The sequence below is a fragment of the Pseudomonas alkylphenolica genome, from assembly GCF_000746525.1.
GTDB lineage: Bacteria > Pseudomonadota > Gammaproteobacteria > Pseudomonadales > Pseudomonadaceae > Aquipseudomonas > Aquipseudomonas alkylphenolica.
This window is the reverse complement of record NZ_CP009048.1, coordinates 1,299,455-1,322,775: the sequence shown is the minus strand read 5'-3', so window position 1 is coordinate 1,322,775 and position 23,321 is coordinate 1,299,455. Positions and strand designations below refer to the sequence as shown.

Sequence of the window (23,321 nt, the reverse complement as noted above, 5' to 3'; positions counted from 1 at the left end):
CCCGGGCAGCGGACTCTAGTGCTGCAGGTGAGCCACAGCCAGTGGCACTCGCCCTTCTAACCTACTGGAGTCCCACCATGAACAAAACCATCGGCGCCGCCGCCCTCATCCTCAGCCTCGGTTCGAGCCTGGCCTTCCTGCCGACCGTGCATGCCGCCCAAGACATGAAAATGGACAAGGAAGCCAGCATGGAAAAGGACATGAAAATGGATAAGCACATGGCCGACGACAAGATGGACATGAGCAAAGACAAGATGGACAAAAACATGATGGGCAAAGACGACAAAATGATGAAAGGTGAAAAGCACGACAACAAGATGTAATCCCTACAGCGTCTGCAACGCCTGGCTGCTGCGCTTGAACCAGCGCAGCAGGTAGTCGGCCAGTACCTGGACTCTTCTGGGCATCCGGCCCTGATACGGATGCACCAGAAACAACGGCACACTGCGGGTCTGGTAGTCACGCAGCAACCACTGCAAGCGGCCGTCGGCAAGCTCCGCATGCACCATGTAGGAAGGTAGCCTGGCGATGCCGGTGCCGAGCAATGCAGCTTTCTTCAGCAGGCTGTAGTGATTGCTGGCAAAGCTGCCGGCGACCTGCACCCGCAGCAGCTCATGCTGGTGGTGATACAACCATTCTTCCCGCCCACTGTAGTGGCTGTTGAGCAAACAGCGATGAGCGCTCAATTCAGCTGGCATGTGCGGTTCGCCCTGGCGCTGCAGATAGGCAGGGCTGGCGCAGGTCAGTTCCTGCATGGCCAACAGCGGGCGCGCAACCAATCGTGCATCGTCCTGGACCTCGGTGCGAATCGCCAGATCGAAGCCCTCCGCCAACAGATCCCGGTAGCCATTGTTCAGCTCCAGTTCCACCTGCAGATCCGGATAGTCGACGGCGAACTCCAGCAGCAAGCCTTCGAAGAAGGTCTCGCCTAGCGACACCGGTACGGTGATGCGCACCGGGCCAGCCAGTTCGTCCTTGAGCATGGCCAAAGTCTGACGCGCCCCCTCCATTTGCCGCACCAATGCCTGGGCCTGGGGCAGCAACATGGCACCCGCTGCGGTCAAACTCAGACGCCGCGTGGTGCGGTGCAGCAGCTTTACCGAATGACTGGCCTCCAAAGCACTGATGCGCTTGGACAGCTGCCCCTTGCTCCACCCCAGTTGTTGCGCGGCCTGGGTGAAGCTGCCGACATCCATCAACACGGCGAAGGCCGCCAGATCATCCAGGTCGCTCATTGATTGTTTCCAGATGAAAACCAAAGGTTGCCTATTAGCACGCTTATCCGCAAAAAAATCCACCCTAGACTTGAGCCTTGTCCCCAACAACCTGTGAGGAACGGTTCAATGAAAATCCTGTTGATCGGCGCCAACGGCACCATCGGTTCGGCGGTAGCCAAAGAGCTGGAGCAACGTCATGAAGTGGTGCGCATCGGCCGCAGCAGCGGCGACTATCAAGTGGATATCAGCGACAGCGCCTCGATTCGCCGCCTGTTCGAAAAAACCGGGCGTTTCGATGCCCTGGTCTGCGCAGCCGGTAATGTCACCTTCGCGCCGCTGGACGAGATGACTGCAGAACACTTTGCCCTGGGCCTGAACGACAAGCTCATGGGCCAGGTCAACCTGCTGCTGATCGGTCGCGAGTTCATCAACGACGGTGGCTCGTTCACCTTCACCACTGGCATCACCAGCCACGACCCGATCCGTACCGGCGCCTCGGCCAGCCTGGTCAACGGCGCCATTGATGCCTTCGTCAAAGCGGCAGCCATCGAGTTACCCCGTGGCCTGCGGGTCAACTCGATCAGCCCCAACGTACTGGTCGAAGCCATGCCGGCCTACGCCCCGTATTTCCGCGGGTTCAAACCGGTACCGGCGGCGGATGTGGCGCTGGCCTATGCCAAGAGCGTCGAGGGCCTGCAAACCGGCCAGACCTATCATGTCGGCTGAGGCCTTGTGATCGGCGTCCAGCCTGCGTAACGTGGCGGCACCTTTCGGTAGAGACCCTGGAGTTTGCTTGATGCGTGCCGCCCCTTCGTTGTTGCTTGTCGCCCTGTTGCCGCTGTTCGCCGGCTGCCAGATGCTGGCGGAAAAACCGCAGGCAGCCTCTACCGCAGGCATGACCCGGATGCAGGGCGAATTGACTGCCAAGGGCGGCCAGCTGTTGTTCAAGCCATGTACAGAAAATCGCCATTTTGCCGTCTTCGATAGCGGCAATACCGGTGTGTTGCAGGAAGCCGCCGCCCTGGCTGGCGAACCGGGCACGCTGTTCGCGGACATCAGCGGTAACCTTTCCGCCGGCCAGAAAGCCGGCAGCGACGGGCAATTGAATGTCCAGCGCCTGTATCGGGTCGAGAACTCCAGCAGCGCCTGCAGTGATCCCAACTTCAAGCGCCTGACCGTGCGTGCACACGGCAACGAGCCGGACTGGGACCTCAAGGCCAGCGGTAAGGGCATGGTCCTGACGCGCCCGGGCGTGCCGGAACTGGCCGTGCCGTTCCTGGAAGAACAATTGCCTGATGGACGCTTCAGCCTCAGCACCGAAGCCAACGGTCAGCGTGTCGATCTCTGGGTCGCTCCGCAACGCTGCGTCGACACCATGAGTGGTGCAGTCAGCCACCTGAGCGCCGAGCTGCGAGTGAACGGCCAGACCCTGCGCGGTTGCGCCTACTACGGCGGCTCACGCAACGACTGATCATCGGCGCCCGCGTTAATCCTGCCTGCAAAGGCGGCGAACAGCTTATACTTGGCGGTTTGTGTAAAGCCGCCGGCCGTTCATGGCCGGGATACTGGACCCTGCCATGTTACGAATCACCGAACTGAAGCTGCCGCTGGATCATCCTGATGAAGCCCTGCGCGAGGCCATCGTGCAACGCCTGGGGATCAGCGACGACCAGTTGCTGGACTTCACCTTGTTCAAGCGCAGCTATGATGCGCGCAAGAAGAACAGCGAAATGCTGTTCATCTACACCATCGACCTGAACGTCAGCAACGAAGCCGAGCTGCTGCACAAGTTCGCCGACGATCACAACGTCAATGTCGCGCCGGATGTCAGCTACAAGGTGGTCGGCCAGGCCCCTGCCGACCTGCAAGAGCGCCCCATCGTGGTCGGCTTCGGTCCGTGCGGGATTTTCGCCGGCCTGCTGCTGGCGCAAATGGGCTTCAAGCCGATCATCCTCGAGCGCGGCAAGGAAGTGCGTCAGCGCACCAAGGATACCTGGGGCCTGTGGCGCAAAAGCGTGCTCAACCCCGAGTCGAACGTACAGTTCGGTGAAGGTGGCGCCGGTACCTTCTCCGACGGCAAACTCTACAGCCAGATCAAGGACCCGCAGCACCACGGCCGCAAGGTGTTGCACGAGTTCGTCAAAGCCGGCGCGCCGGAAGAGATCCTCTACGTCAACAAGCCGCACATCGGCACCTTCCGCCTGACCGGCATGGTCGAGAACATGCGCCACGAGATCCAGGCGCTGGGCGGCGAAGTACGCTTCGAAGAGAAAGTTACCGATTTGCTGATGGACGATGGCCAGCTCAACGGCGTGGTGTTGCAGAGCGGTGAACAACTGCACTCGCGCCATGTGGTCCTGGCACTGGGCCACAGCGCCCGTGACACTTTCCGCATGCTGCATGCGCGCGGCGTGTTCATGGAAGCCAAACCGTTCTCCATCGGTTTCCGCATCGAACACCCGCAATCGCTGATTGACCAGGCTCGCCTGGGCAAATACGCCGGGCACCCGAAACTGGGCGCGGCGGATTACAAACTGGTGCACCACGCCAAGAACGGCCGTTCGGTCTACAGTTTCTGCATGTGCCCGGGCGGCACCGTGGTCGCGGCCACCAGCGAGCCGGGCCGGGTAGTCACCAATGGCATGAGCCAGTACTCGCGCAACGAGCGCAATGCCAACTCTGGCATCGTCGTCGGTATCACCCCGGAGCAGGATTATCCAGGCGGTCCGCTGGCAGGCATCGAGTTGCAGGAACAGCTTGAAGCCCATGCCTATGTACTGGGCGGCAGCAATTACCAGGCGCCGGCACAGCTGGTCGGTGACTTTGTCGCCGGCAGGCCATCCACCGCCCTGGGCAGTGTCGAGCCGTCGTACAAGCCCGGCGTCAATCTTGGCGACCTGGCCCCGAGCCTGCCGGACTTCGCCATCGAAGCCATCCGTGAAGCCTTGCCGGCCTTCGATCGGCAGATCAAGGGCTACAACCTGCATGACGCGGTGTTGACCGGTATCGAAACCCGTACCTCATCGCCGCTGCGTATCACCCGTGATGCCAGCCTGCAGAGCCTGAACCTCAAGGGCCTGTTCCCGGCAGGTGAAGGTGCAGGTTATGCCGGTGGCATTCTGTCGGCGGGTGTCGACGGGATTCGCATTGCCGAGGCGGTGGCTCGCAGTATGCTGGGCCTGGAAGGCTGATAGAGCAATCGCGGGGCAAGCCCGCTCCCACAGGAGTATTCCAAACCTGTGGGAGCGGGCTTGCCCCGCGATGCACTTCAAATCCCCGCGCGCAATACCGTCTCAGGCAAAGCCTCGCCCCGTTCCACACAGGCTGTAACCGCATCGACCAATCCCTGCAACTGATACCCCTGCGCTACCAGCCAGTCCTGGTCGTAATAGGTGGTCGCATATCGATCGCCGCCATCACACAGAATCGCCACGATTGATCCCGCCTCCCCCGCCGCTTGCATCTGCCGTGCCGCCATCAGCGCACCGATCAGGTTGGTACCGCTCGAACCGCCCACCCGACGCCCCAGGCGTTCAGCCAGGTAATGCATGGCCGCCAGTGACAGTGCATCAGGCACTTTGATCATGGCGTCGATCACCTGAGGCAGAAACGAGGCTTCTACCCGTGGCCGGCCAATGCCCTCGATTCGTGATCCACAATCGAGCAACAACGAGCGGTCGCCACTGGTATAGCTGTCGAAAAATACCGAGCGCTCGGCATCGGCACACAGCACCCGGGTGGCATGCTGGCGATAGCGCACATAGCGCCCGAGGGTCGCGGTAGTGCCGCCGGTGCCCGGGCTCGAAATCAGCCAGGCAGGCTCGGGATGCCGTTCGAAACGCATCTGGGTAAAGATCGATTCGGCAATATTGTTGTTGGCACGCCAGTCGGTGGCGCGCTCGGCGTAGGTGAACTGGTCCATGAAGTGACCACCGGTTTCCCGCGCCAGACGTTCGGATTCTGCGTAGAGCTGCGTAGGGTCATTCACCAGATGGCTCTGACCACCGTAGAACGCAATCTGGGCAATCTTTTCCTGAGAGGTACTGGCGGGCACCACGGCGATAAAGGGTAGACCGAGCAGGCGCGCGAAGTAGGCTTCGGAGATTGCCGTCGAGCCACTGGAGGCTTCGATCACCGGCGCCCCCGGACGTAGCCAGCCATTGCACAGGGCATAGAGAAACAGCGACCGCGCCAGGCGATGCTTGAGGCTGCCGGTGGGGTGGCTGGATTCGTCCTTGAAGTACAGCTCGACCTCGGGAAAACCCGGCAAGGGCAGCGGGATCAGGTGTGTGTCGGCACTGCGCTGGAAGTCAGCCTCGATGATACGGATTGCTTCACGTGCCCACTGGCGGTGATCGTTCATGGTCCAGTCCCGAAAAAGATCAATTTATAAGGGAGCATGTTAAGAAAGTCCCTACATCTCCAACAGATACAGCCAGGCAAAATATTCCCGCCCAACTGCTAGGCTGCCTTGGCCAGGTTAGTTACAGCTTATAATAAAAAAGAATATAGTTTTTGTTTTAATGCATATCCTCACAAGGTAGGGTGTCCCCCTATCGGAATCCTCAGGATGGAGAGCGCCCTTGCTGCGAAGCACCTTCACACGTTTCTTTCAGTTGGAAGCGGCCAGCGGTCTATTGCTGATTGCTGCTGCCGCCTTGGCCCTGATCATCAACAACTCGCCCTTGTCATACCTGTACAACGGCTTGCTGGATGTACCTGTGGTCGCCCAGATCGGCGCACTGAAAATCGCCAAACCCTTGCTGCTGTGGATCAACGACGGCCTGATGGCCCTGTTCTTCCTGCTGATCGGCCTTGAGGTCAAGCGCGAGATAATCGACGGTCACCTGTCCAAGCCTTCGCAGATCGTCCTGCCGGGTGCTGCCGCCATTGGCGGCATGGTGGTACCGGCGCTGATCTACTGGTTCCTGAACAAGGACAACCCGGCCGCCGTTGCCGGTTGGGCCATTCCCATGGCCACCGACATCGCCTTTGCCCTGGGCGTATTGGCGCTGCTGGGCAAGCGCGTGCCGGTGTCGCTCAAGTTGTTCCTGATGACCCTGGCAATTATCGATGACCTGGGCGCAATCGTTGTCATTGCGCTGTTCTACTCCGGTGAACTATCGAGCCTGTCGCTGATGCTGGCCGGCGCCTGCTTGCTGGCGCTGATCGCGATGAACCGGCTCGGGGTGGTCAAACTCGGCCCGTACATGGTGATCGGCCTGATCCTCTGGGTCTGTGTACTCAAAAGCGGTGTCCACGCCACCCTCGCCGGGGTCACCCTCGCTCTGTGCATTCCATTGCGTACACGCAACGCCGAACCTTCGCCGCTGCTGACGCTGGAACATGCCCTGCACCCCTGGGTGGCTTACGGCATCCTGCCGCTGTTCGCGTTCGCCAACGCCGGGGTATCGCTGGCCGGGGTAACCCTGGAAAGCTTCACCCACTACGTACCAATGGGTATTGCCATCGGCCTGTTGCTGGGCAAGACCGTAGGGGTGTTCGGTCTTACCTGGATCGCGGTCAAGCTGGGCTTGGCCGCCTTGCCTGGAGGGGCCAATTGGGGCCAGGTGCTGGGCGTGGCTATCCTTTGCGGCATCGGCTTTACCATGAGCCTGTTCGTTGGCTCGCTGGCCTTTGTTCCGGGCAGCAGCGAGTACGCCGGCATGGACCGCATGGGCATTCTTACCGGGTCTATCCTCGCCGCCCTGATCGGCTACGGCGTCACCGCACTGGCGAGCCGCAAGGCAGCCGCCGCCTGATCCGTCCCAGGCAATAAAAAACCCCGACCGGCACTGCCGAGTCGGGGTTTTCTTTTTGCAGCTTAATTATCAGTGGCTGACCCGGCTGGTACCGTCTACGGTCATGATCCGGACACGCTCGCCAACGCGGAAAATCTCGTTTTCCTGGACCGCCTGTACATAGGCACGCATGCTGCCGTCGTCTTCACGTACGGTAATCTCAACGCCCTGGGTACGGGTCAGACCTTCTTCAGCGGCAGAGCCTGCCAGGCCACCGGCCACGGCACCAATCACCGCGGCAACGATACTGCCGCGGCCACCGCCGATAGCACTACCCGCTACACCACCGACAACGGCACCAGCACCACCACCGATAGGCGTTTTGGTGCCTTCGATTTTCACTGGCCGCAGCGCTTCGATGGTTCCCATGCGCACGGTTTGCACGCGGCGAGCTTCGTCACGCGAGTAGGAATCACCGGTCAGGCTCGAGGCACAACCGGTGAGCAGCAGCGACATGGTGGTGAAGCTGGCAACCAGCAAAACAGATTTACGCATAGGATGACCTCCATAAGACAGGTGTTCATTAGACTCCGCGCATTGACGACTGTCACGACCGATGCGGGGTAAAATTGATTCCATTCAGCTTCCATACAGCCTGTGTCACCGATGCAGCCTGAAAACCTTTAGCGCAAGGATAGACATGGATTACTTCATCGTCGTCATCACGACTCTGGCTGGTCTGTATTTTCACTGGTGGTTGTATGTGCGCATCCGCCGCTGGATGGACCGCGACCTGGCGCTGTCCATGGCCGGTACGGACGAAGTCAAGAAAGCCTACATGCTTGAATGTCTGGACAATGCCAAGGCACAGAAGATCAAACGCGCCGAGCTGGCGACCTGGCTGGAACGCGAGGCCGCCGCTTACCGGGCCGATTAGGGCGCCAGACGCTCACGCAGCCAGTTGCCTTGTTGCAGGCGGTAGTTGAGACGGTCGTGCAGGCGGCTGGCACGCCCTTGCCAGAACTCGATTCGTTCAGGCAGCAAACGGTAACCACCCCAGTGCTCGGGGCAATGCGGCTGGGTATCGCTGAAACGCTGTTCGGTGGCCTTGACCAACCCTTCCAGCTCGGCGCGATCAGCAATCACCTGGCTTTGCGGTGAGGCCCAAGCCCCCAGGCGACTACCCAACGGGCGCACCTGGTAATACTCGTCCGACTCTTCGGGCGTGACCTTGACCACCTTGCCTTCGATCCGCACCTGACGCTCCAGGGCCGGCCAGAAGAACGTCATGGCCGCATACGGATTGGCCTGCAGTTGCTGGCCCTTGGCGCTGTCGTAGTTGGTGAAGAAGGTAAAACCCTGATCATCCAGGCCCTTGAGCAACAGGATCCGGCAATGCGGACGGCCATCGGCGTCTACCGTTGCCAACGTCATGGCATTGGCTTCCACCGGCGGCTGTTCGGTCTTAACCGCGTCGTCGAACCATTGGCGAAACAATGCGAAAGGCTGGTCCGGGGCCTGGGCTTCCGCCAGGCCATCACGGGTGTAATCGCGGCGCATATCGGCCAGGGTCTTGGTCATTGCTGCGTTCCTTGACGATCAGTTGGTCTTCGCAGGGCTGGTGTTGGCGGCCACTTTCTTGGCAGCAGGCGCAGGCTTCTTAGCTGCGGGTTTGGCTGCCGGGGCTTTCTTCTTGGCGGTCGTGGCTTTGGCCGGGGCGGCTTTTTTGCTGGTGCTGGCTTTCTTCACCGGAGCCTTGGCGGCAGGCTTCACCGCGGCCTTGACCGGGGCCTTGGCATCCTGCACCGCGACCAGCTCGGCCGGGCTCGGCGTCGGCTGCTTGTACTTGGCCAGCAACGCGACCATGGTGTTTTGCGGGGTCAGCACCAGTTCTACCCGACGGTTCAGAGCACGGCCCTGCAGACTGTCGTTGGCCGCACGTGGCATTTCCGAACCCATGCCGCGCAACATCAGGCGATCACGCTCCAGACCACTGAGGCGGAAGATAGCTGCTACCGACTGGGCGCGCTCCTGGCTGAGTTTCTGATTGCCGGCGGTGGCACCGCTGGTGTCAGCATGGCCGAGCACCAGTACGGCGGTCTGCTTATCGGTTTCGATCGCTTTGGCTACACGGGTGATGGGGCCGAGGGTGACCGGCAGAAGCATGGCCGGACGATCCGGGTTGTAGGAGCTGTCTACTGGTACGGTGACGACCAGCACGTCTTCACGGCGCTCAAGTTCAAACTTGCTGTCCTTGATTGCTTCACGCAGGCGCGGTTCGTAGCTGTCCAGCCAGGCCTGGGTGGCCTTGTGGTCAATCTTCGGCACGGCCGCAACCTTGGCCTTGTCGCTGTCACCGAACGGCCACCACCAGCGGCTGCTGCTCTCGGACTTGGCATCGGCCTTGGCGACTTTCTCGACAACCACTTCCTTCACTTCCTGGTTGGCAACCTTGGCCGAGCCGAAGGGCCACCAGTCGATGCCACTGTCGGCCGCACCTTTCGGGGAGTGCTGAGCACAGCCGGTCATGGCCAGGCACAGGGCGATAGCTAAGGTTTTATGTGAAGACATCAGTGATACACCATGAAAATGAAAGAAATTCCGCCCATTTGCGCTAATCCTTGGAAGCCAGAATAGACAAAGGGTTCAGGTAACATTGGGGCTAACCGATCAAAGGCAGGTTGCCAGGACACGCACCAGCTTCTGGGCACGCGGGTCCATCAATACATAAGGGCCCAGGGTATTGGTGACAAAACCAAAGGCCACATCGTACTCCGGATCGGCAAAACCAACAGAGCCGCCGGCGCCCGGGTGACCAAAGGCCTTACTGCCCAGACCAAAGGTGGCGTTGGCCACGGTCGGTTGGTCGAGCATGCAACCCAGACCGAACCGGGTCTGGGTCAGCAACGTCTTGTCCTGGCCCAGGCTGTGCTCACGGGTCAGTTCGTCGAGCAGCTCCGATTCCAGCAGGCTGCCATCGAGCACACCGGCATAAAAACCGGCGAGGCTGCGGGCATTGCCATGGCCGTTGGCCGCCGGCTGCTGCATCCGCCGCCATTCCGGCTTGTTGGTACTGGTGAGCATGCCGGGCGGGTTGGTAAACGCGCGAGTGGACAGCGCCTGAGGCTCACGCATGGTCACCTGAAGCAGGCGCTGGGCCGCCTCATCGCCCATGTTGCCTTTGCCTCGGGCAATATGCGCGACCCGGTGGAACTGCTCGTCAGCCAGGCCGATGTGAAAATCCAGGCCCAGCGGGCGCGCAGTACGGGCTACGATCGACTCGCCAGGGCTGCGACCGTCGGCGCGTCGAATCAACTCACCGATCAGCCATCCATAAGTGATAGCCGCATAGCCATGAGCAGTGCCAGGCGTCCACCAGGGCGCCTCGGCAGCCAGCGCCTGAACCATGGTTTGCCAGTCGTAAAATGCCTCTGCAGGCATCAGCTCGCGAAGTGCGGGTACCCCGGCCCGGTGGCTGAGCAACTGGCGCAGGGTAATCGCCTGCTTGTCAGCCTGGGCAAACTCCGGCCAGTAACGCGCAACCGGAACATCCAGGGCCAACTTGCCCTCACCCACCAGTTGCAACGCCGTCACCGCGGTAAACATCTTGGTACAGGAAAACAGGTTGGCGATGGTGTCGCTGTGCCAGGCCTCGGCGCCGTCCTTGTCGGCGGTACCGGACCAGAGGTCAACGACGGTTTCCCCGCCAATCTGGATACACAGCGCCGCGCCACGCTCCTGAGGATCGTCGAACAGCGCCGCAAAGGCCTCGCGCACGGCTTCGAACTTAAGCTCGTAATGACCCTGAATCTGCACCCAGCCGCTCCCCGCGCATACTGCTATCGAAAATGGCGTGCATTGTTTCAGCCTGCGGCGGTTTTGGGAACAGACACTGGACAGAGCGTCGTCCTGCGGGCCCGAGGCAATTCGCTTGCCTCAGGCCGCCACGCCTTTGCTACGGGGCTTTTGAGGTGTTTTCGCTGACGCCTGCCTTGCCGATCTGCTCCTGTGCTTGCAGATTGCTCTTACGCACACTGTCGACAAAACCCTGGAATGGCAGGTCGGTGATACCCACCAGCCCGAAGTGACCGTTCTCGCCATCGAGCAAGCGCCCGCTGGCAGGCTGATCCAGGTACTGGAACCAGTGCACGCCGACAATCGACGGTTCGGCCAGGGCTGCCTTGACGAACGCCACATAGGCCGGACCGCGCCCTTCTTCCTTGGCCACTTCCATAGGCCCTGGCCAGAACGGCCCGCGGTCACGTGAGCCGAACTGGAACTCCGACACCAGCACCGGCTTGTCCAGGGCATTGAGCTGGCTGAAGTCGTAGCCGTCCTGGGGTTTGGGCGTATAGAAGTTGAAACTCAGAACGTCACAGAACTCGGCACAGGCCGCCACCGCCTCAGGTGTGCTGACCGCGTATCGGCCGCCCAGCAGCAAGTGATTGGGCGCATGCCACTTGAGCGAGTCCGCGATGGTTTTGAAGTAGGTTTCGGCAAAAACCTTCTGGAAGTACTTGAAGTCGGCTTCGATCTCGGGGTGTTCCGCGCTCGGCAGCGGCGGCTCGAAACCAGGGTCTTCCATCAACTCCCACGCTGGCAGATCAATCCCCCAGGCTTTGGACAGCCCGGCCTGGTTACGGTATTTGTCGCGCAACTGCTTGAGGAACGCCCGTTTTGCCGGCACGTCGGTGGTCAGGCGCAAGGTGCCATAAGCCAGGGCGTAACGGGCCTTGGGGTCATCCCCAGGAGCTGCCCAGGCCAGTTCGTTGTCGGCGAAATAGCCGATCAGCCAAGGATCGTCACGGTGGTCACGGGCAGCGATGGCCACGGCACGCTCGGTGGCCATGGCAAAGCGCGGGTCGAACGGATCGGGCATACGCCCCCACCAGTCCATCCCGGTGCTGATGCTGGTGTAATCGCCGACGATCGACAACGGCAAGGTATAAGGCAGACGGTTGGCCTGCCCCAAGGCCGGCTCGCTCCAGTTACCCAGGGTATTGAAGCCCCAGGCCTGCAGACGGTCGAGGGTATGTCCCTGCCAGCGCTTGAGGTCCAGCGCCGGCACTGGGCAGTCCACTGCTGCCGTGGTGGCAGTCGCCGCGACCGGCGTGCAGGGTTTGCCATGGCTACGCTCAAGGTTGGCGGCATAGAAGTCGAACCAGCGCCCCTGATTGAAGTTGCGCCCGCTAGCCGAGCCGTTGCCGTCGTTGTTGTTACCTTCGCCATAGAACTGCGCCAGTGGCTCACCCGCTTGCGGCAAGGCGGTAAACATCGACTCGCGTCCGGCTACGTAGGTGCGGCCGCCGTCGGCTGCCACGGTGTTGACGCCCAGCGAGTAGAACGGATGGCCTTCAGGGGTGACCAGATACCAGCGTCCATCACGTTTTTCGGTACGGAAGAAGCCCTTGACATCGAAGCCAGGTCCTGTTGTCACGCCGCCAAACTTGTCGCGCGGCAACTGAGTGCGTTCAGCCAGCCAGCCCTTGAGTTGCTGCTGTTCACGGGTCGCGGCGGCTTTGAGCTGGTCATCGCTGACGATTTTTTCCGGCCAGCGGCCGCGGGTTGATTGGCCATAGCCATCAATCAAACCGGTATACGCAGCCTTTTGCAGCTGGTCGTCGTCCTGAATGCCAACGCGTTCAATCAAAAGGCTCTGAGCGACATTGGGCTTGTTCATCGACAAGGTCACCGACACCACTTGCTTCAAGTCCAGCGCGCCGCTGCTACCGGTCAGCACCCAGCGCTGGCCTTCATGCACCCAGGGCATCGGTGGTCCGGCACGCATGCCCTGGCTCAGTGGCGAGCTGGCCGTCAGTGGCACCCATACCGTCTGTGCCGGCCCGGCGGGCAGGTCGATACGACTGGTGAGGGTCTTGCCGTCACCACTCAACACCGTGACATCCACGGTCAACGGCCAGTCCATGCCACTTTGCAGGCGCAAGGTCAGGGCTGTGGCCGCCGACCAGTCCCAGACACCGGTTTGCGGGCTCAGCCGCAGGCTGGGGCGCTGCACCGGGTTGAACACCACACGCCGCAATACCTCACCCTCGGCCGTCTGCTCTGCGTTGTATTGCGGCAAGCTGGCATCTTCGGTCACCACGTTGACCACGGCGGCCGGGCGCACAAAGCTGAACAGCGTCTGTTGCCCGGCCAGCAGCGGTGTGCTGAACAACAGTGCGAAGACAGCAGGCAAGGTACGGCGAATCATAGGGCTGGAGCTCTCCTTGAGGGCCCTTGCGGGCCTTGAACTGAGACATAGACAACGCCCCGGAGCAATGATCCCCGGGGGTCAGGAAATTTCCCGTCGAAACGGCGGCAAGGCATTGAGAATAGCCTTACCGTAGCGCTGGGTGACCACACGTCGGTCCAGCAGGGTGATAGTGCCGCGGTCCTCTTCGGTACGCAGCAGGCGGCCGCAGGCCTGGATCAGGCGCAGCGAAGCGTCTGGTACGGCGATTTCCATGAACGGGTTGCCGCCACGCGCTTCGATCCACTCGGCCAGGGCCGCCTCGACCGGATCATCCGGTACCGCGAAGGGGATCTTGGCAATAACCACGTGCTCACAGTAGGCGCCCGGCAAGTCGACGCCTTCGGCAAAGCTTGCCAGGCCGAACAGGACGCTGGAATCGCCGCCATCGACACGCGCCTTGTGTTTGTTCAGGGTTTCCTGCTTGGACAGGTTGCCCTGGATGAACACCTGCTTGCGCCAGTCGCGATCCAGGCCATCGAACACGTCCTGCATCTGCTTGCGCGAAGAGAACAGCACCAGCGAACCACGCGAACCTTCAACCAGCTCCGGCAGATCACGAATGATCGCCGCGGTGTGTGCCGCCGCGTCCCGAGGGTCGGCACGCAAGTCCGGCACCCGCAACACACCGGCATCGACATGATGGAAAGGGCTGGGCACAACGCTGGTGACCGCATCCTTGGGCAGACCGGCGCGCATGCGGAAGCGATCGAACTTGCCCAGTGCGGTCAGGGTTGCCGAGGTAACCAGCGCACCATGGGCAACGTTCCACAGATTGCGCCGCAGCATTTCAGCCGCGAGGATCGGGCTGGCATTGACCTCGATGTCGAACAGCGCCCCGCTCTCGGCCAGGGTCAACCAGCGGGCCATGGGCGGGCTGTCTTCCGGGTCTTCTGCGGTGAAGGCGGTCCACAACTCCCAGTTGCCCTGGGCACGCATCAACAGGCTGCCGAACAACGGGTACCACTCTTCGGCCTGATGGCTGGCAATACCGATATTGACCTCGGCATCCATACCTTCTTTAAGCAATTCGGTCAGACGGGTGAACAGATCGGTCAGGCGTGAGAAGCCCTTCTTCAGCTCGATCCCCATCTCGCGCATGTGCTCGGGCACCACACCGCCCTCGAAGCGGTGACGCGGCCGCTCGCGGCCCTCCATATCTTCGCCGGGACGGAAATCGGCCACCTGCTCACAGGCGCTGAACATGAACTGTTGCTGGGCCTTGATCTCCCGCGCCAGTTCCGGCACCTGCTCGATCAGCTTGCCCAGGTCGCCCGGCAAAGGGTGCTGGGCCAGCAGCTTCGTCAGGTTCTTGGCGGTTTGCTCGAGCCAGTCGGCGGTGGAACGCAGACGGGTGTAGTGGGCGAAATGGCCAATGGCCTTGTCCGGCAGGTGATGGCCTTCGTCGAACACATAGATGGTGTCGCGCGGATCAGGCAACACCGCGCCACCGCCCAGGGCCAGGTCGGCCAGGACCATGTCGTGGTTGGTGACGATGACATCGACCTTACCCATGCCCTCACGGGCCTTGTAGAAGGTGCACTGGCCAAAGTTCGGGCAATGGCGGCCGGTGCATTGGCTGTGGTCGGTGGTCAGGCGTGCCCAGTCCTGGTCTTCCAGGGCTTGCGGCCAGCTGTCACGGTCGCCGTCCCAGCGGTTGCCGGCAAGCTTCTCGATCATGCTGGTGAACAGCTTCTGGCTGGCTTCGTCGACCTCGATCTTGAAGCCCTCTTCCTCGAACAGCTGCGCAGTGGCCGATTGTGCATGGCCCTCCTGCAGCAACAGGTCGAGCTTGGACAGGCACAGATAGCGACCACGCCCCTTGGCCAGGGCGAAGGTGAAGTTCAGGCCGCTGTTGCGCATCAGGTCGGGCAGGTCTTTGAAGACGATCTGCTCCTGCAGGGCTACCGTCGCGGTGGCGATCACCAGACGCTTGCCGGCGGCCTTGGCAGCGGGAATCGAGGCCAGGCTATAGGCAACCGTCTTGCCGGTACCGGTACCGGCCTCGACCGCCACCACGGCGGGATCGCCGGCGCGCCGACCTTCATCGTCACAGGCGATATCGCCAAGCACCTTGGCCACTTCGGCGATCATCAGACGCTGGCCGTAGCGAGGCTTGAGGCTCTTGGCTTCGAGAAAACGCGAATAGGCGCCCTGAATCGTGGTTTTGAGTTCGTTGCTGATCATGGTGTCGGGGCGCCCGAAGGGCTGGATAAATTTTCAGTGTTTCGATTGGGTCGCTATCATACCCCGCTATTGCCCTTTGCGCCGAATGGAGATCCCGATGAGCGCCTTTACCCTTCCTTATAGCCTGCACGTCCTGGCCGCCCTGGTATGGGTCGGCGGGATGTTCTTCGCCTGGCTGATCCTGCGGCCTGCGGCGGTTGCAGCCCTTCAAGGGCCTGAGCGTCTGCGCCTCTGGATAGAAGTGTTTCAGCGTTTTTTCGTGTGGGTCTGGGTAGCCATCGCGGTCCTGGCGATCAGCGGCATAGGCATGCTGCACCTGCGTTTTGCCGGCCTGGACGCGGCACCGCGCTATGTACAGGTGATGATTGGCGGCGCTATTGCGATGATCGCGCTGTTCATTCGTGTCCAGTCGTTGCTGCTGCCGGAGTTGCGCAAAGCGGTGCAGGCGCAAGACTGGCCGACGGGCGCGGTGGTGCTGGGCAAGATTCGTCGCTTGGTGGGGATCAACCTGTTGCTCGGGATTGCCGTGGTGCTAGTGGCAACTACGCGCCTGCTGGTGTAACGCACAACCAGTGGGAGCGGGCTTGACCCGCGATGCGTGTGGCTGACAGAGCGCAATCGCGGGGCAAGCCCGCTCCCACCGACAATTACACCTACAAGCGCTGCAGGATCAGCTCGCCGGCATTGCCCGCCAATCCTGGCTGACCGGCAACGCCTGGCTTACCGGGTGCGCCCGCAGCCGTCCGGTAGACCAGGCAACCCTTGCTCGCGCCCCCTGCTCCCGGCTTGCCCGCAGCACCCGCTACGCCTGGCGCCCCGCCGTCGAGCTGGACCTTGATCCGTTCTGCGGGAAAGTCCGCCGGCAGCGCCAGTCGTACCCGACCGCCCGCCGCGCCATCATGGCCATCGCCACCGTTATCACCATTGGCACCACGGCTTGCCTGGCCCCATGTGCATCCACCAGCCTTGCCATTGGCCCCGTCAAGCCCGACGTATCCCGGCGCCCCAGCACCTCCGCGGGCATCAATCGCCAGCAACGGCGCCTGCACGGCACGCAATTGCAGTTCAAGGTTGCGCCCGGCCAGCGCCGCCCGCTCATAAGTACCCGGAGCGCCACGCGCAGCGATCTGGCTGCCCTCGCCCAGCTGTGCCCGCGCCACTTCAACGCGTAATGTGCTCTCGGCCGGGGCAATGGCAATGCGTGCCTCCTGCCCCAGCTGCAGCTCGTCCACTTTCAGTTCGACCAGACTGGCCGGCAACAGCAGCGTTGCGGCATCGGCCACGTGCAGACGCTGCAGGTGCACGACACTGGATTTATTCGGCAAACGCAGCATCGAGTGCGGCGCGACACTGATCGACTCCGCCAGCACCAGGGGGCTGAACAATGCAGCCAGCAAGACCAACTTACGCATGTTTAGTCTCCTGACGGGGCGCGGGAATCGAAAGGACATGAAAGATACCGACCAGCAGGATTTGCAAGCGGTCAAACCAGCGATGGCTGCGCCCACGCAGGCGGCCATTGAAAAACAGCACTTCCAGCAGGTGCAGCCCGAACAATGCAGCGCCGGCCAGAGCGATCAATCGATTGAAGGGGAATTCCTGGGGAATCAGCAGATTCACCAGCACCACCCACCAGAACACTACCGTCAGGGCTTTGCCCAGCCCCAGTAAGCCCTTCATACGCGCCCCCTGCTGTTATTTTTTTAGGCGATGCCAGAAGCCCTGGCATCGCCTGCAACAGTAACGGCTGGCACTGCCGCGCACCAGAGGCAGGTTCAATTGAGGTGCAGTTCTACCCTGCGGTTCTGCGCGCGCCCGGCGTCAGTCTCATTGTCGGCAATCGGTTCACTTTCACCGCGGCCCTGGCTGGTCACTTTCGAGGGTGCCAGGCCCTGGCTGATCAGGTACTCGGCGACGCTGCTGGCGCGCCGCTCGGAAAGCGTCTGGTTATAGGCATCCGAACCTTGGCTATCGGTATGACCGATCACCTTGACGCTGGTCACACCGGGCGCATTGAGCTTGCTCATCAACCCCTGCAACTGGCTATGGGCGCTACTGGTCAGTTCGGCGGAATCGTAGGCAAACATCACCGAGCCCTGGTCATTGAGGGTGATGATTTCAGGCTCGGGCGCTGCCTTGTCGGCGACCGGATATTGCGGGAGTGGGCAACCTGTGTGGCTGACCGGCGTGTTGGCCGGCGTATCAGGGCAACGATCGCGGCGGTCGAATACACCATCTTCGTCCTCGTCACCGTCCTGGGCATAGCAGATCAGGCCGCCGGCAATGGCCCCGGCAACACCGCCACCGGCTGCCCAGGCAGAACTTTCGATAGCCCCCAGCCCGCCACCTAACAAACCGCCAAGCAGGCTGCAGACTGGCCAGGTCCTTTGATTGAGTGGGGCGCTGCCATCGCTGTGGGTGGCGCAGCCGGAGATCAGGCTTGCAGTCACCAGCACCGGTACTGCGGCCTTGGAGAAAACACTCATGGGAATTGCTCCTGTGTCACCGGCGTCTACCGGTCACACAGGAGTAAAGACTGGCCTGCGGCACTTCTCAAGCCGCAGGCCAGTTGCGCTTCAGCGCTGGATACGAATCTCCACACGGCGGTTCATGGCCCGCCCTTCAGCGGTCGCATTGTCGGCTTCCGGCCGCGACTCGCCTGCACCCTGCACCGAAACAAAGCTGGCTTGCGGCACTCCGCTGCTGACCAGGTAGTCGGTGACCGATTGGGCACGTTGCTCCGAGAGTTTCTGATTATAGGCATCGCGACCGACGCTGTCGGTGTGACCGGTGACACTCAGTCTGGCCGTCGGCGCCTCGTTTTTCAGGCGGGTCGCAATGGTATTCAGGCGTTCCTTGTCGGCTGGCGTCAACCGGGCAGAATCGAACTCGAAGTGAACGTCGCGAATGACGATGACCTCTTCCTTGACCACGACCGCTTCTTCGACCACAGGCGCTGGTGGGCAGCCATTGGCATCGACCTGAACGCCACGCGGGGTACCCGGGCACTTGTCACGGCTGTCCGGTACGCCGTCACCATCTTCATCACCATCGCCGTGGGCCCAGCAATAGCCTGCCGCCAAGCCAGCGCCAAGCAATGCACCCCAGCCAGCCCAGCTTGAACTTTCTATAGCGCCCAATCCCGCGCCGCCTACACCCCCGACGGCAGCACATATCGGCCAGTCAGTTTTTTGCAAACCTGCGCAACCAGTTAAGACGCTGGTTAGCAGAACCAGAGGTAATGCTGTGCGTACTATGCTCATTTTGTTGCGTCTCCTTGGGGGAATCGGTTTAAAACCGATGCTATGGGAGTAAAGACCGCACAAACCGACTCCGCCAGCAATAAGCCATGATGCGGCTGTCAGCCTCTATGCCTGACGGCCCGAGATCGTTAGTCTTGACGCATCTGACCGAGGATTCCCGATGATTGACGGATTTTCCCAACGAACCCCGCAGCAAGCCCTGGCGGCGCTGCTTGAACACCATCTACCGCAACGTTTATTACTGGTCGGCACGCGTTTTCCGGCTTTGGACGTCTTTGTCCAGGCACACCCGCACGTGGAGATTGCCCAGACCAAGCCGGGACCTTTACCTACGGACTTGGCCGCTCAGCGCTTTGATCTAGCCTTGCTGGTCGATTGCCTGGAGCACCTGCCCAAGCGCGATGGTCTGCAGTTGCTCGGCGGCATCCGCAACCTCAATGCCAGCCGCGTGGCAGTGCTGGCCGACCTGAGCGCCTGCGGCTGGCAAGACACCGATTTCTTCGCCCTGGCCCTGCAAGCCAACGAAAAATTTCAGCGCGATGATCAGGTCCTGAGCCTGTTCACCTATGATCTACGTGAATACAAGCAGGTCCCGGACTGGCTCAATGCCAAGTTCTGGGCCAACCCGGAAATGTTTGGGAAGTACTGGTGGTAAACCCATGAATATCAAGGGCTTACGTAACCATGAACGCTATCCAAGCTATGCCAGAGCAAGGCCAAGTGTCACCACCCTGTCACCAGCCTTGTCACCAGCGACCCTTTCAGGCGCTCTCTGTCTGGCACTACAGACGCTCAGGCATCTACTACCTCAGGGTTCGCCCTCGGGGCTGCTCTGCCCGTAGTCTCACCATCTCTCTCCGTTCCACCGATAGGCCAACCGCTATGCAGTTCTCCAAGGACATCCTCAAGACACTGGCTGTCTTTCACCTCGACCAGCCTGAGGCTTCGTGGGAGGACCTCAAGGAGCGCCTCAAGGAGATCGCTGAGGACGCCCTACAGGGCCATAGCGAGGACTCACGGGGCCTCTACATGGAACTCTACGACCAGATGAGCAACCATCTCGCTGAGGCTGCCTCGCTTGGTCAGTTCAATGTGAGCCAGCAACGGGCCATAGGTACGGGTCAACGAGTGCTCAAGGCAGCTCAGGATCGTCTGGATGGTCGCCCTCAGGGACTCACGGACATCATTGGGGAGCTATCTTGTGGCACGCCTGTAGCCCCTTTCCCGTCCCTATCTGTATTACCGCCTGCGGTTGCTCAAGAGCCCATGACCTTCGAGGCCCTCTCAGGGCTCTTTTTGGCTGAACGCAAAGGCAACGTAACCGCTTCCACTTTCAATTCCGTGACGTCCAACTGCCGGACCCTCTCGGCCCTCCTCGGGGACTTGGACATCAGGACCCATACAAGAGAGGACATGACAACCCTCAAGGCGAAGGTGATTGAAGGCCGAAAGCCGCTGACGAGCAACAAGCTGCTGGGCCAACTCATGACGGTGATGGATTGGGCCAAGGACAATGCCTATATCCCGTATTCGCTTGCCAATCGCCTGAAGATTGAACGAGGCGCTGAGAGCACCCGTAAGCCGTTCTCGCGGGACCAGATTGCAACTGTCATGGCCCATGCCAATGGCCTACCTGTGGACGATTGGAAGCGCTGGGCAATATCGTTGGGAGTCCTCACAGGGCTTCGCATTGGGGAGCTTTACCAGCTCACCCAGGAGGACGTGAGGCAGGTGGATGGCATCACCGTCATCGACATCAACAAGGATGAGAACGGCGGCAAGACCCTGAAGAACGACTTCTCTGTGAGGCTCGTTCCGCTGGTCGATGGGGCCTATGGGTTCTCCCTTGAGGCCTTCCTTGAGTGGGTCGATGCAAATGGAGGTCGGCTGTTCAAGCAGAAGGAACACTACTTCAATAGGCCGCTCAATGATGCACTCAGGGAACCTCTGGGGCTGAAGGCTGGTGGTGACTTGTCATTCCACTCACTGAGACACTCCATTTCGGGGCTCATGAAGGCCGCTGTGATTCCAAACGCCATCATGCAGGCTGTCACTGGGCATAGCGCAGGGAACATCACCAATGACCTCTATGCGAGAACCCAGCGGTTGCCCGTTAAGGTGGTCCATGAGGCGCTCGTGAAGGCGTTCAAGGGTTAACCAAAGGTCTGCCGTTGTGGGTAGATTCCCCCACTTTGACCACTACCGTATCGCGCTCCTACGCGGAATCTACGGGACTTGCTGGGGCAAAGTGTTGTCCTTTGGGGCGTAGGAGGGAGCACTGAGCAGGGAGTTATCTGGTCGTGCGAAATGCGTGGTTATATGATGGCTCACTGAAAAAGCTACCTCACTCTATTTTCAAGGAATGTCATGAGATTCATACAGGGAATACGGGCTAATTTTTTCCAATGGGTCGTGTTCAGTGGAATGGCCTACCTATTAATTGGGATTTTTGTAGGGGGCTTTTTCCACAATGGTCCGTTGATTAACTCTGGTGACCAGTTTGCAGATATTCCTCTTTGGGCAAACGCAGTCCTGATTGTCGTTTCAGGAGGTATAGGTGCCTACGCTTCCAATAAAGAGAACAAAGCCAGAAGGTAGAAACGCGATTTGGGGACTACCCCTTGCCGGTAGGCCAACACAGCGCTGCGAGTTAACCTTTCCGTTTACTTTGAGGAGACCATATGAACGAGTTTGATCTTGACGATGAGAAAGACAACGACGACGACCTTGGCAATGAGTGCGACCAGTGCGGTAACGGGCCTGTAGTTGCCGATGTCGGAGGCCATGATCTGTGTGCTAACTGTTTGTCTGAATACGAGTAACTCCCCATCGTTGGGTCTCATTGCTACAGGCGTCAGTCTGACCGCTGTGAGACCTGAGCGATTCTGTGCCCCTACGTGAAATCTAATCGACTCGCTGGGTCCTGGCCTTGCTCCGGGAGCGTAGGAGCGTGGTAGATACGGTCCACCCGCGCCTTACTGAATTATTCCCCTCCTAAAATCCGTAAGGATGTCAACAAGAGGTTATTTAACCCTCACTATTGAGAGAGACAACCTTGGCTTTGGTTGAGGTGCTATCTCTGCGGGGTCAGAAACCCTCACTATGGCTACAGAGGCAATCTCTAAGGCCCCCTACCGCCCACCTACACGGGCGACCGAGACGACCGAGACGACCAGTGCGACCACCCATCACGGGGAGGCACGCCAAGCGCTCAACCGTTCCCCGGTAAGCAGACCTTCAGCGTCTGGCTCCAGTAGGAGGGAGCGCAGCTTGATATTGTCACTCGTTACTCGATGTCCATGTAGACACCGCAGAGAGACCTTGCACGGAATTGGGGCCACCGTGTATTGCTCAAGTTGCACGGGGGCCTTTACCTTAAAGATCTTAGAGATTGCTCAATGAGTAACTCTATAACTATTATCTTTAATTAAATCATTATCCTTAATATTTAAGTTTTTCTTAAGCACACCTCTAAGTTATGGATTGGTCTGGCGACCATGATAATACCTATTCTCTCAGTCCATCTCTAAGGAGGCCCTATGCGCTACTACTTCAAGTTAGATGGTCTCCAGACCGAGGCTGTGGCCTTCCCGATGATCACCCGCATTACCCTGAGCTGACCTAAGGAAATCCCTTAGTGCGCCGTAAGACCGACCTGAGAGGGAGCGGCAGGGGCTCCACCCGCTTCACCTGCGAGAGCCCCGAAAAGTCGAACTCTCCATCTCGCCCACGCACGGGCATTCAATCCACAGTTCTTCTGTTCGCCCTTTGAGGCCACGCCAGCACCCTTGTCGGGGTCTGTGGGCTGGTCCGTGGGTGCGACTCAGAGGGCGAACAAAAGGAAATCGACCCTATGCTGACCAACAACCAAACCGACCTGCTGCCTATCGTTATCGAAGGGCACACCTTCAAGCCAAACGCTGAGGGCCTGTGGAGTCTCACGGAAATCAACAAGGCTTTACCCGACCTGACAAAACCACCTGCTCAATGGCGTGGTCGTGATCGGGACTACTTCGACCGATGTGCAAATCTGCATACCGTTCACGGTGATAGTGGTGGCTCTTACGCAACTGAGAGGGCGACCATCGCCTATGCCATGGCTTGCTCTCTGGACTTCTATGTGATGGTCGTGGACGCCTTCGTCGCCATGCGTAACAGTGCAGTCCGTGAGCTTCGCCGTAAGGATGCCCTCTTAGACGCCAACATGCCCAAGGCTTCGACCCTCGACATGAAAGCCCGAGGTGCTGGTCTTACATGGACCGAGGCTTGCCGTGTGGCTGGTATTCAACAACCTCGACTCGCTCAGGACGCTCTGGTCACCATGGGCAACTTTGTGTATCCCGTGGACGACTTCGGGACCCGTGAGGGTTCGCCTCGACCAAAACCTCAGGGCTTCGTGGTGGGCGCCTTTGTGAAGGTCTCATCGGACTTCGGTAACCGTGAAGGATGGCGGGTAAAGCCTCGTGGTCTGGATTGGCTCCGTAAGAACGCCGAAGCGGTGAACCTTCGAGTGGTCGAAGTGAAAGCCCGTAAGGACAAAGCCCAGCGGGATGCCAAGGCGCGACTCAAGGAGAACCTCAAGTCGTCATCCCCGGACTACTGAACCAACAACTCAAGGAGAACCCCATGGACTACAGGCTGCCTACGTGGTCTGTGTGGCTGT

At 60.3% G+C, this 23,321-nt stretch carries 23 protein-coding genes; 11 read left to right on the top strand and 12 right to left on the bottom strand.

The window, feature by feature from the left end:
• Window positions 1–77 precede the first annotated feature (77 nt).
• On the top strand, window positions 78–323 hold the full coding sequence (locus PSAKL28_RS06160) for a hypothetical protein (protein ID WP_038607940.1): 246 nt from the start codon (window positions 78–80) through the stop codon (window positions 321–323).
• A 3-nt stretch (window positions 324–326) separates the two neighbouring features.
• Here PSAKL28_RS06160 and PSAKL28_RS06155 read toward each other — a convergent pair whose 3' ends face one another.
• Window positions 327–1,235, bottom strand: coding sequence for a LysR family transcriptional regulator (locus PSAKL28_RS06155; protein WP_038607938.1), 909 nt, complete (start codon window positions 1,233–1,235; stop codon window positions 327–329).
• A gap of 108 nt (window positions 1,236–1,343) precedes the next feature.
• Between PSAKL28_RS06155 and PSAKL28_RS06150 the strand changes: the two genes are divergently transcribed.
• The 3 genes from PSAKL28_RS06150 (at window position 1,344) to PSAKL28_RS06140 (ending at window position 4,408) form a co-directional block, all read left to right on the top strand.
• Complete coding sequence (locus PSAKL28_RS06150; RefSeq protein WP_038607936.1) at window positions 1,344–1,943, top strand: short chain dehydrogenase; 600 nt, start codon at window positions 1,344–1,346, stop codon at window positions 1,941–1,943.
• A gap of 70 nt (window positions 1,944–2,013) precedes the next feature.
• Window positions 2,014–2,688: a COG3650 family protein gene (locus tag PSAKL28_RS06145; protein WP_038607933.1), complete on the top strand. Its 675-nt coding sequence runs from the start codon at window positions 2,014–2,016 to the stop codon at window positions 2,686–2,688.
• Between the two features lie 106 nt (window positions 2,689–2,794).
• Window positions 2,795–4,408 (top strand): NAD(P)/FAD-dependent oxidoreductase, encoded by a 1,614-nt coding sequence (locus tag PSAKL28_RS06140; protein ID WP_038607930.1) that lies wholly within the window; start codon window positions 2,795–2,797, stop codon window positions 4,406–4,408.
• Between the two features lie 77 nt (window positions 4,409–4,485).
• On the opposite strand, the gene PSAKL28_RS06135 is transcribed toward PSAKL28_RS06140, so the two are convergent.
• Complete coding sequence (locus PSAKL28_RS06135) at window positions 4,486–5,580, bottom strand: PLP-dependent cysteine synthase family protein (protein WP_038607927.1); 1,095 nt, start codon at window positions 5,578–5,580, stop codon at window positions 4,486–4,488.
• Between the two features lie 220 nt (window positions 5,581–5,800).
• On the opposite strand from PSAKL28_RS06135, the gene nhaA reads away from it, so the two are divergent.
• Window positions 5,801–6,979, top strand: coding sequence for a Na+/H+ antiporter NhaA (nhaA, locus tag PSAKL28_RS06130; RefSeq protein WP_038607924.1), 1,179 nt, complete (start codon window positions 5,801–5,803; stop codon window positions 6,977–6,979).
• A gap of 69 nt (window positions 6,980–7,048) precedes the next feature.
• Here the strand turns inward: nhaA and PSAKL28_RS06125 are convergent, their stop codons facing one another.
• Entirely contained in the window at window positions 7,049–7,513 is a 465-nt protein-coding gene (locus PSAKL28_RS06125) for an outer membrane lipoprotein (RefSeq protein ID WP_038607921.1), read from the bottom strand.
• Window positions 7,514–7,658: 145 nt separating this feature from the next.
• Here PSAKL28_RS06125 and PSAKL28_RS06120 point away from each other — a divergent pair, with 145 nt between their 5' ends.
• On the top strand, window positions 7,659–7,895 hold the full coding sequence (locus PSAKL28_RS06120) for a hypothetical protein (protein WP_038607918.1): 237 nt from the start codon (window positions 7,659–7,661) through the stop codon (window positions 7,893–7,895).
• Here PSAKL28_RS06120 and pdxH read toward each other — a convergent pair.
• The 5 genes from pdxH to dinG all read right to left on the bottom strand — a co-directional run bounded on the left by pdxH (window position 7,892) and on the right by dinG (window position 15,395).
• Entirely contained in the window at window positions 7,892–8,539 is a 648-nt protein-coding gene (pdxH, locus tag PSAKL28_RS06115) for a pyridoxamine 5'-phosphate oxidase (protein WP_038607915.1), read from the bottom strand. The two genes, PSAKL28_RS06120 and pdxH, sit on opposite strands and share 4 nt — an antisense overlap.
• 18 nt (window positions 8,540–8,557) lie before the next feature.
• Window positions 8,558–9,529, bottom strand: a complete 972-nt coding sequence (locus tag PSAKL28_RS06110; protein WP_038607913.1) for an OmpA family protein — start codon at window positions 9,527–9,529, stop codon at window positions 8,558–8,560.
• Window positions 9,530–9,628: 99 nt separating this feature from the next.
• Complete coding sequence (locus PSAKL28_RS06105; protein WP_038607910.1) at window positions 9,629–10,774, bottom strand: EstA family serine hydrolase; 1,146 nt, start codon at window positions 10,772–10,774, stop codon at window positions 9,629–9,631.
• A gap of 139 nt (window positions 10,775–10,913) precedes the next feature.
• Complete coding sequence (locus PSAKL28_RS06100) at window positions 10,914–13,169, bottom strand: beta-agarase (RefSeq protein ID WP_038607907.1); 2,256 nt, start codon at window positions 13,167–13,169, stop codon at window positions 10,914–10,916.
• A gap of 81 nt (window positions 13,170–13,250) precedes the next feature.
• Window positions 13,251–15,395 carry an ATP-dependent DNA helicase DinG gene (dinG, locus tag PSAKL28_RS06095; RefSeq protein WP_038607904.1) on the bottom strand — a complete coding sequence of 715 codons (2,145 nt, stop codon included), beginning with the start codon at window positions 15,393–15,395 and terminating at the stop codon, window positions 13,251–13,253.
• 97 nt (window positions 15,396–15,492) lie between these two features.
• Here dinG and PSAKL28_RS06090 point away from each other — a divergent pair, with 97 nt between their 5' ends.
• Window positions 15,493–15,957, top strand: a complete 465-nt coding sequence (locus PSAKL28_RS06090) for a CopD family protein (protein ID WP_038607902.1) — start codon at window positions 15,493–15,495, stop codon at window positions 15,955–15,957.
• Between the two features lie 91 nt (window positions 15,958–16,048).
• Here the strand turns inward: PSAKL28_RS06090 and PSAKL28_RS06085 are convergent, their stop codons facing one another.
• The 4 genes from PSAKL28_RS06085 to PSAKL28_RS06070 form a co-directional block, all read right to left on the bottom strand.
• Window positions 16,049–16,807 carry a hypothetical protein gene (locus tag PSAKL28_RS06085; RefSeq protein WP_038607899.1) on the bottom strand — a complete coding sequence of 253 codons (759 nt, stop codon included), beginning with the start codon at window positions 16,805–16,807 and terminating at the stop codon, window positions 16,049–16,051.
• Window positions 16,800–17,075: a DUF1145 domain-containing protein gene (locus PSAKL28_RS06080; protein WP_038607896.1), complete on the bottom strand. Its 276-nt coding sequence runs from the start codon at window positions 17,073–17,075 to the stop codon at window positions 16,800–16,802. The genes PSAKL28_RS06085 and PSAKL28_RS06080 overlap by 8 nt, the downstream gene beginning before the upstream one ends.
• 95 nt (window positions 17,076–17,170) lie before the next feature.
• Window positions 17,171–17,881, bottom strand: a complete 711-nt coding sequence (locus PSAKL28_RS06075; RefSeq protein ID WP_038607893.1) for a PA1041 family peptidoglycan-binding anchor lipoprotein — start codon at window positions 17,879–17,881, stop codon at window positions 17,171–17,173.
• A gap of 90 nt (window positions 17,882–17,971) precedes the next feature.
• Window positions 17,972–18,658: a PA1041 family peptidoglycan-binding anchor lipoprotein gene (locus tag PSAKL28_RS06070; protein ID WP_038607890.1), complete on the bottom strand. Its 687-nt coding sequence runs from the start codon at window positions 18,656–18,658 to the stop codon at window positions 17,972–17,974.
• A 160-nt stretch (window positions 18,659–18,818) separates the two neighbouring features.
• Here PSAKL28_RS06070 and PSAKL28_RS06065 point away from each other — a divergent pair, with 160 nt between their 5' ends.
• The 4 genes from PSAKL28_RS06065 to PSAKL28_RS06045 all read left to right on the top strand — a co-directional run bounded on the left by PSAKL28_RS06065 (window position 18,819) and on the right by PSAKL28_RS06045 (window position 23,261).
• Entirely contained in the window at window positions 18,819–19,313 is a 495-nt protein-coding gene (locus PSAKL28_RS06065) for a DUF6231 family protein (protein WP_038607887.1), read from the top strand.
• Between the two features lie 227 nt (window positions 19,314–19,540).
• Entirely contained in the window at window positions 19,541–20,815 is a 1,275-nt protein-coding gene (locus tag PSAKL28_RS06060; protein ID WP_038607884.1) for a site-specific integrase, read from the top strand.
• 524 nt (window positions 20,816–21,339) lie between these two features.
• On the top strand, window positions 21,340–21,480 hold the full coding sequence (locus PSAKL28_RS27600) for a hypothetical protein (RefSeq protein WP_157687005.1): 141 nt from the start codon (window positions 21,340–21,342) through the stop codon (window positions 21,478–21,480).
• Between the two features lie 1,031 nt (window positions 21,481–22,511).
• On the top strand, window positions 22,512–23,261 hold the full coding sequence (locus PSAKL28_RS06045; protein WP_051939188.1) for a hypothetical protein: 750 nt from the start codon (window positions 22,512–22,514) through the stop codon (window positions 23,259–23,261).
• Window positions 23,262–23,321 lie beyond the last annotated feature (60 nt).

Bases quoted from the DNA above. Each gene is read 5' to 3' on its own strand.
- PSAKL28_RS06140 (WP_038607930.1), top strand. From the start codon at position 2,795: ATGTTACGAATCACCGAACTGAAGCTGCCGCTGGATCATCCTGATGAA.
- pdxH (WP_038607915.1), bottom strand. From the start codon at position 8,539: ATGACCAAGACCCTGGCCGATATGCGCCGCGATTACACCCGTGATGGC.
- PSAKL28_RS06100 (WP_038607907.1), bottom strand. From the start codon at position 13,169: ATGATTCGCCGTACCTTGCCTGCTGTCTTCGCACTGTTGTTCAGCACA.
- PSAKL28_RS06080 (WP_038607896.1), bottom strand. From the start codon at position 17,075: ATGAAGGGCTTACTGGGGCTGGGCAAAGCCCTGACGGTAGTGTTCTGG.
- PSAKL28_RS06150 (WP_038607936.1), top strand. From the start codon at position 1,344: ATGAAAATCCTGTTGATCGGCGCCAACGGCACCATCGGTTCGGCGGTA.
- PSAKL28_RS06155 (WP_038607938.1), bottom strand. From the start codon at position 1,235: ATGAGCGACCTGGATGATCTGGCGGCCTTCGCCGTGTTGATGGATGTC.
- PSAKL28_RS06120 (WP_038607918.1), top strand. From the start codon at position 7,659: ATGGATTACTTCATCGTCGTCATCACGACTCTGGCTGGTCTGTATTTT.
- PSAKL28_RS06135 (WP_038607927.1), bottom strand. From the start codon at position 5,580: ATGAACGATCACCGCCAGTGGGCACGTGAAGCAATCCGTATCATCGAG.
- dinG (WP_038607904.1), bottom strand. From the start codon at position 15,395: ATGATCAGCAACGAACTCAAAACCACGATTCAGGGCGCCTATTCGCGT.
- PSAKL28_RS06090 (WP_038607902.1), top strand. From the start codon at position 15,493: ATGAGCGCCTTTACCCTTCCTTATAGCCTGCACGTCCTGGCCGCCCTG.
- PSAKL28_RS27600 (WP_157687005.1), top strand. From the start codon at position 21,340: ATGAACGAGTTTGATCTTGACGATGAGAAAGACAACGACGACGACCTT.
- PSAKL28_RS06160 (WP_038607940.1), top strand. From the start codon at position 78: ATGAACAAAACCATCGGCGCCGCCGCCCTCATCCTCAGCCTCGGTTCG.
- PSAKL28_RS06085 (WP_038607899.1), bottom strand. From the start codon at position 16,807: ATGCGTAAGTTGGTCTTGCTGGCTGCATTGTTCAGCCCCCTGGTGCTG.
- PSAKL28_RS06145 (WP_038607933.1), top strand. From the start codon at position 2,014: ATGCGTGCCGCCCCTTCGTTGTTGCTTGTCGCCCTGTTGCCGCTGTTC.
- PSAKL28_RS06075 (WP_038607893.1), bottom strand. From the start codon at position 17,881: ATGAGTGTTTTCTCCAAGGCCGCAGTACCGGTGCTGGTGACTGCAAGC.
- PSAKL28_RS06125 (WP_038607921.1), bottom strand. From the start codon at position 7,513: ATGCGTAAATCTGTTTTGCTGGTTGCCAGCTTCACCACCATGTCGCTG.
- PSAKL28_RS06110 (WP_038607913.1), bottom strand. From the start codon at position 9,529: ATGTCTTCACATAAAACCTTAGCTATCGCCCTGTGCCTGGCCATGACC.
- PSAKL28_RS06060 (WP_038607884.1), top strand. From the start codon at position 19,541: ATGCAGTTCTCCAAGGACATCCTCAAGACACTGGCTGTCTTTCACCTC.
- PSAKL28_RS06065 (WP_038607887.1), top strand. From the start codon at position 18,819: ATGATTGACGGATTTTCCCAACGAACCCCGCAGCAAGCCCTGGCGGCG.
- PSAKL28_RS06070 (WP_038607890.1), bottom strand. From the start codon at position 18,658: ATGAGCATAGTACGCACAGCATTACCTCTGGTTCTGCTAACCAGCGTC.
- PSAKL28_RS06045 (WP_051939188.1), top strand. From the start codon at position 22,512: ATGCTGACCAACAACCAAACCGACCTGCTGCCTATCGTTATCGAAGGG.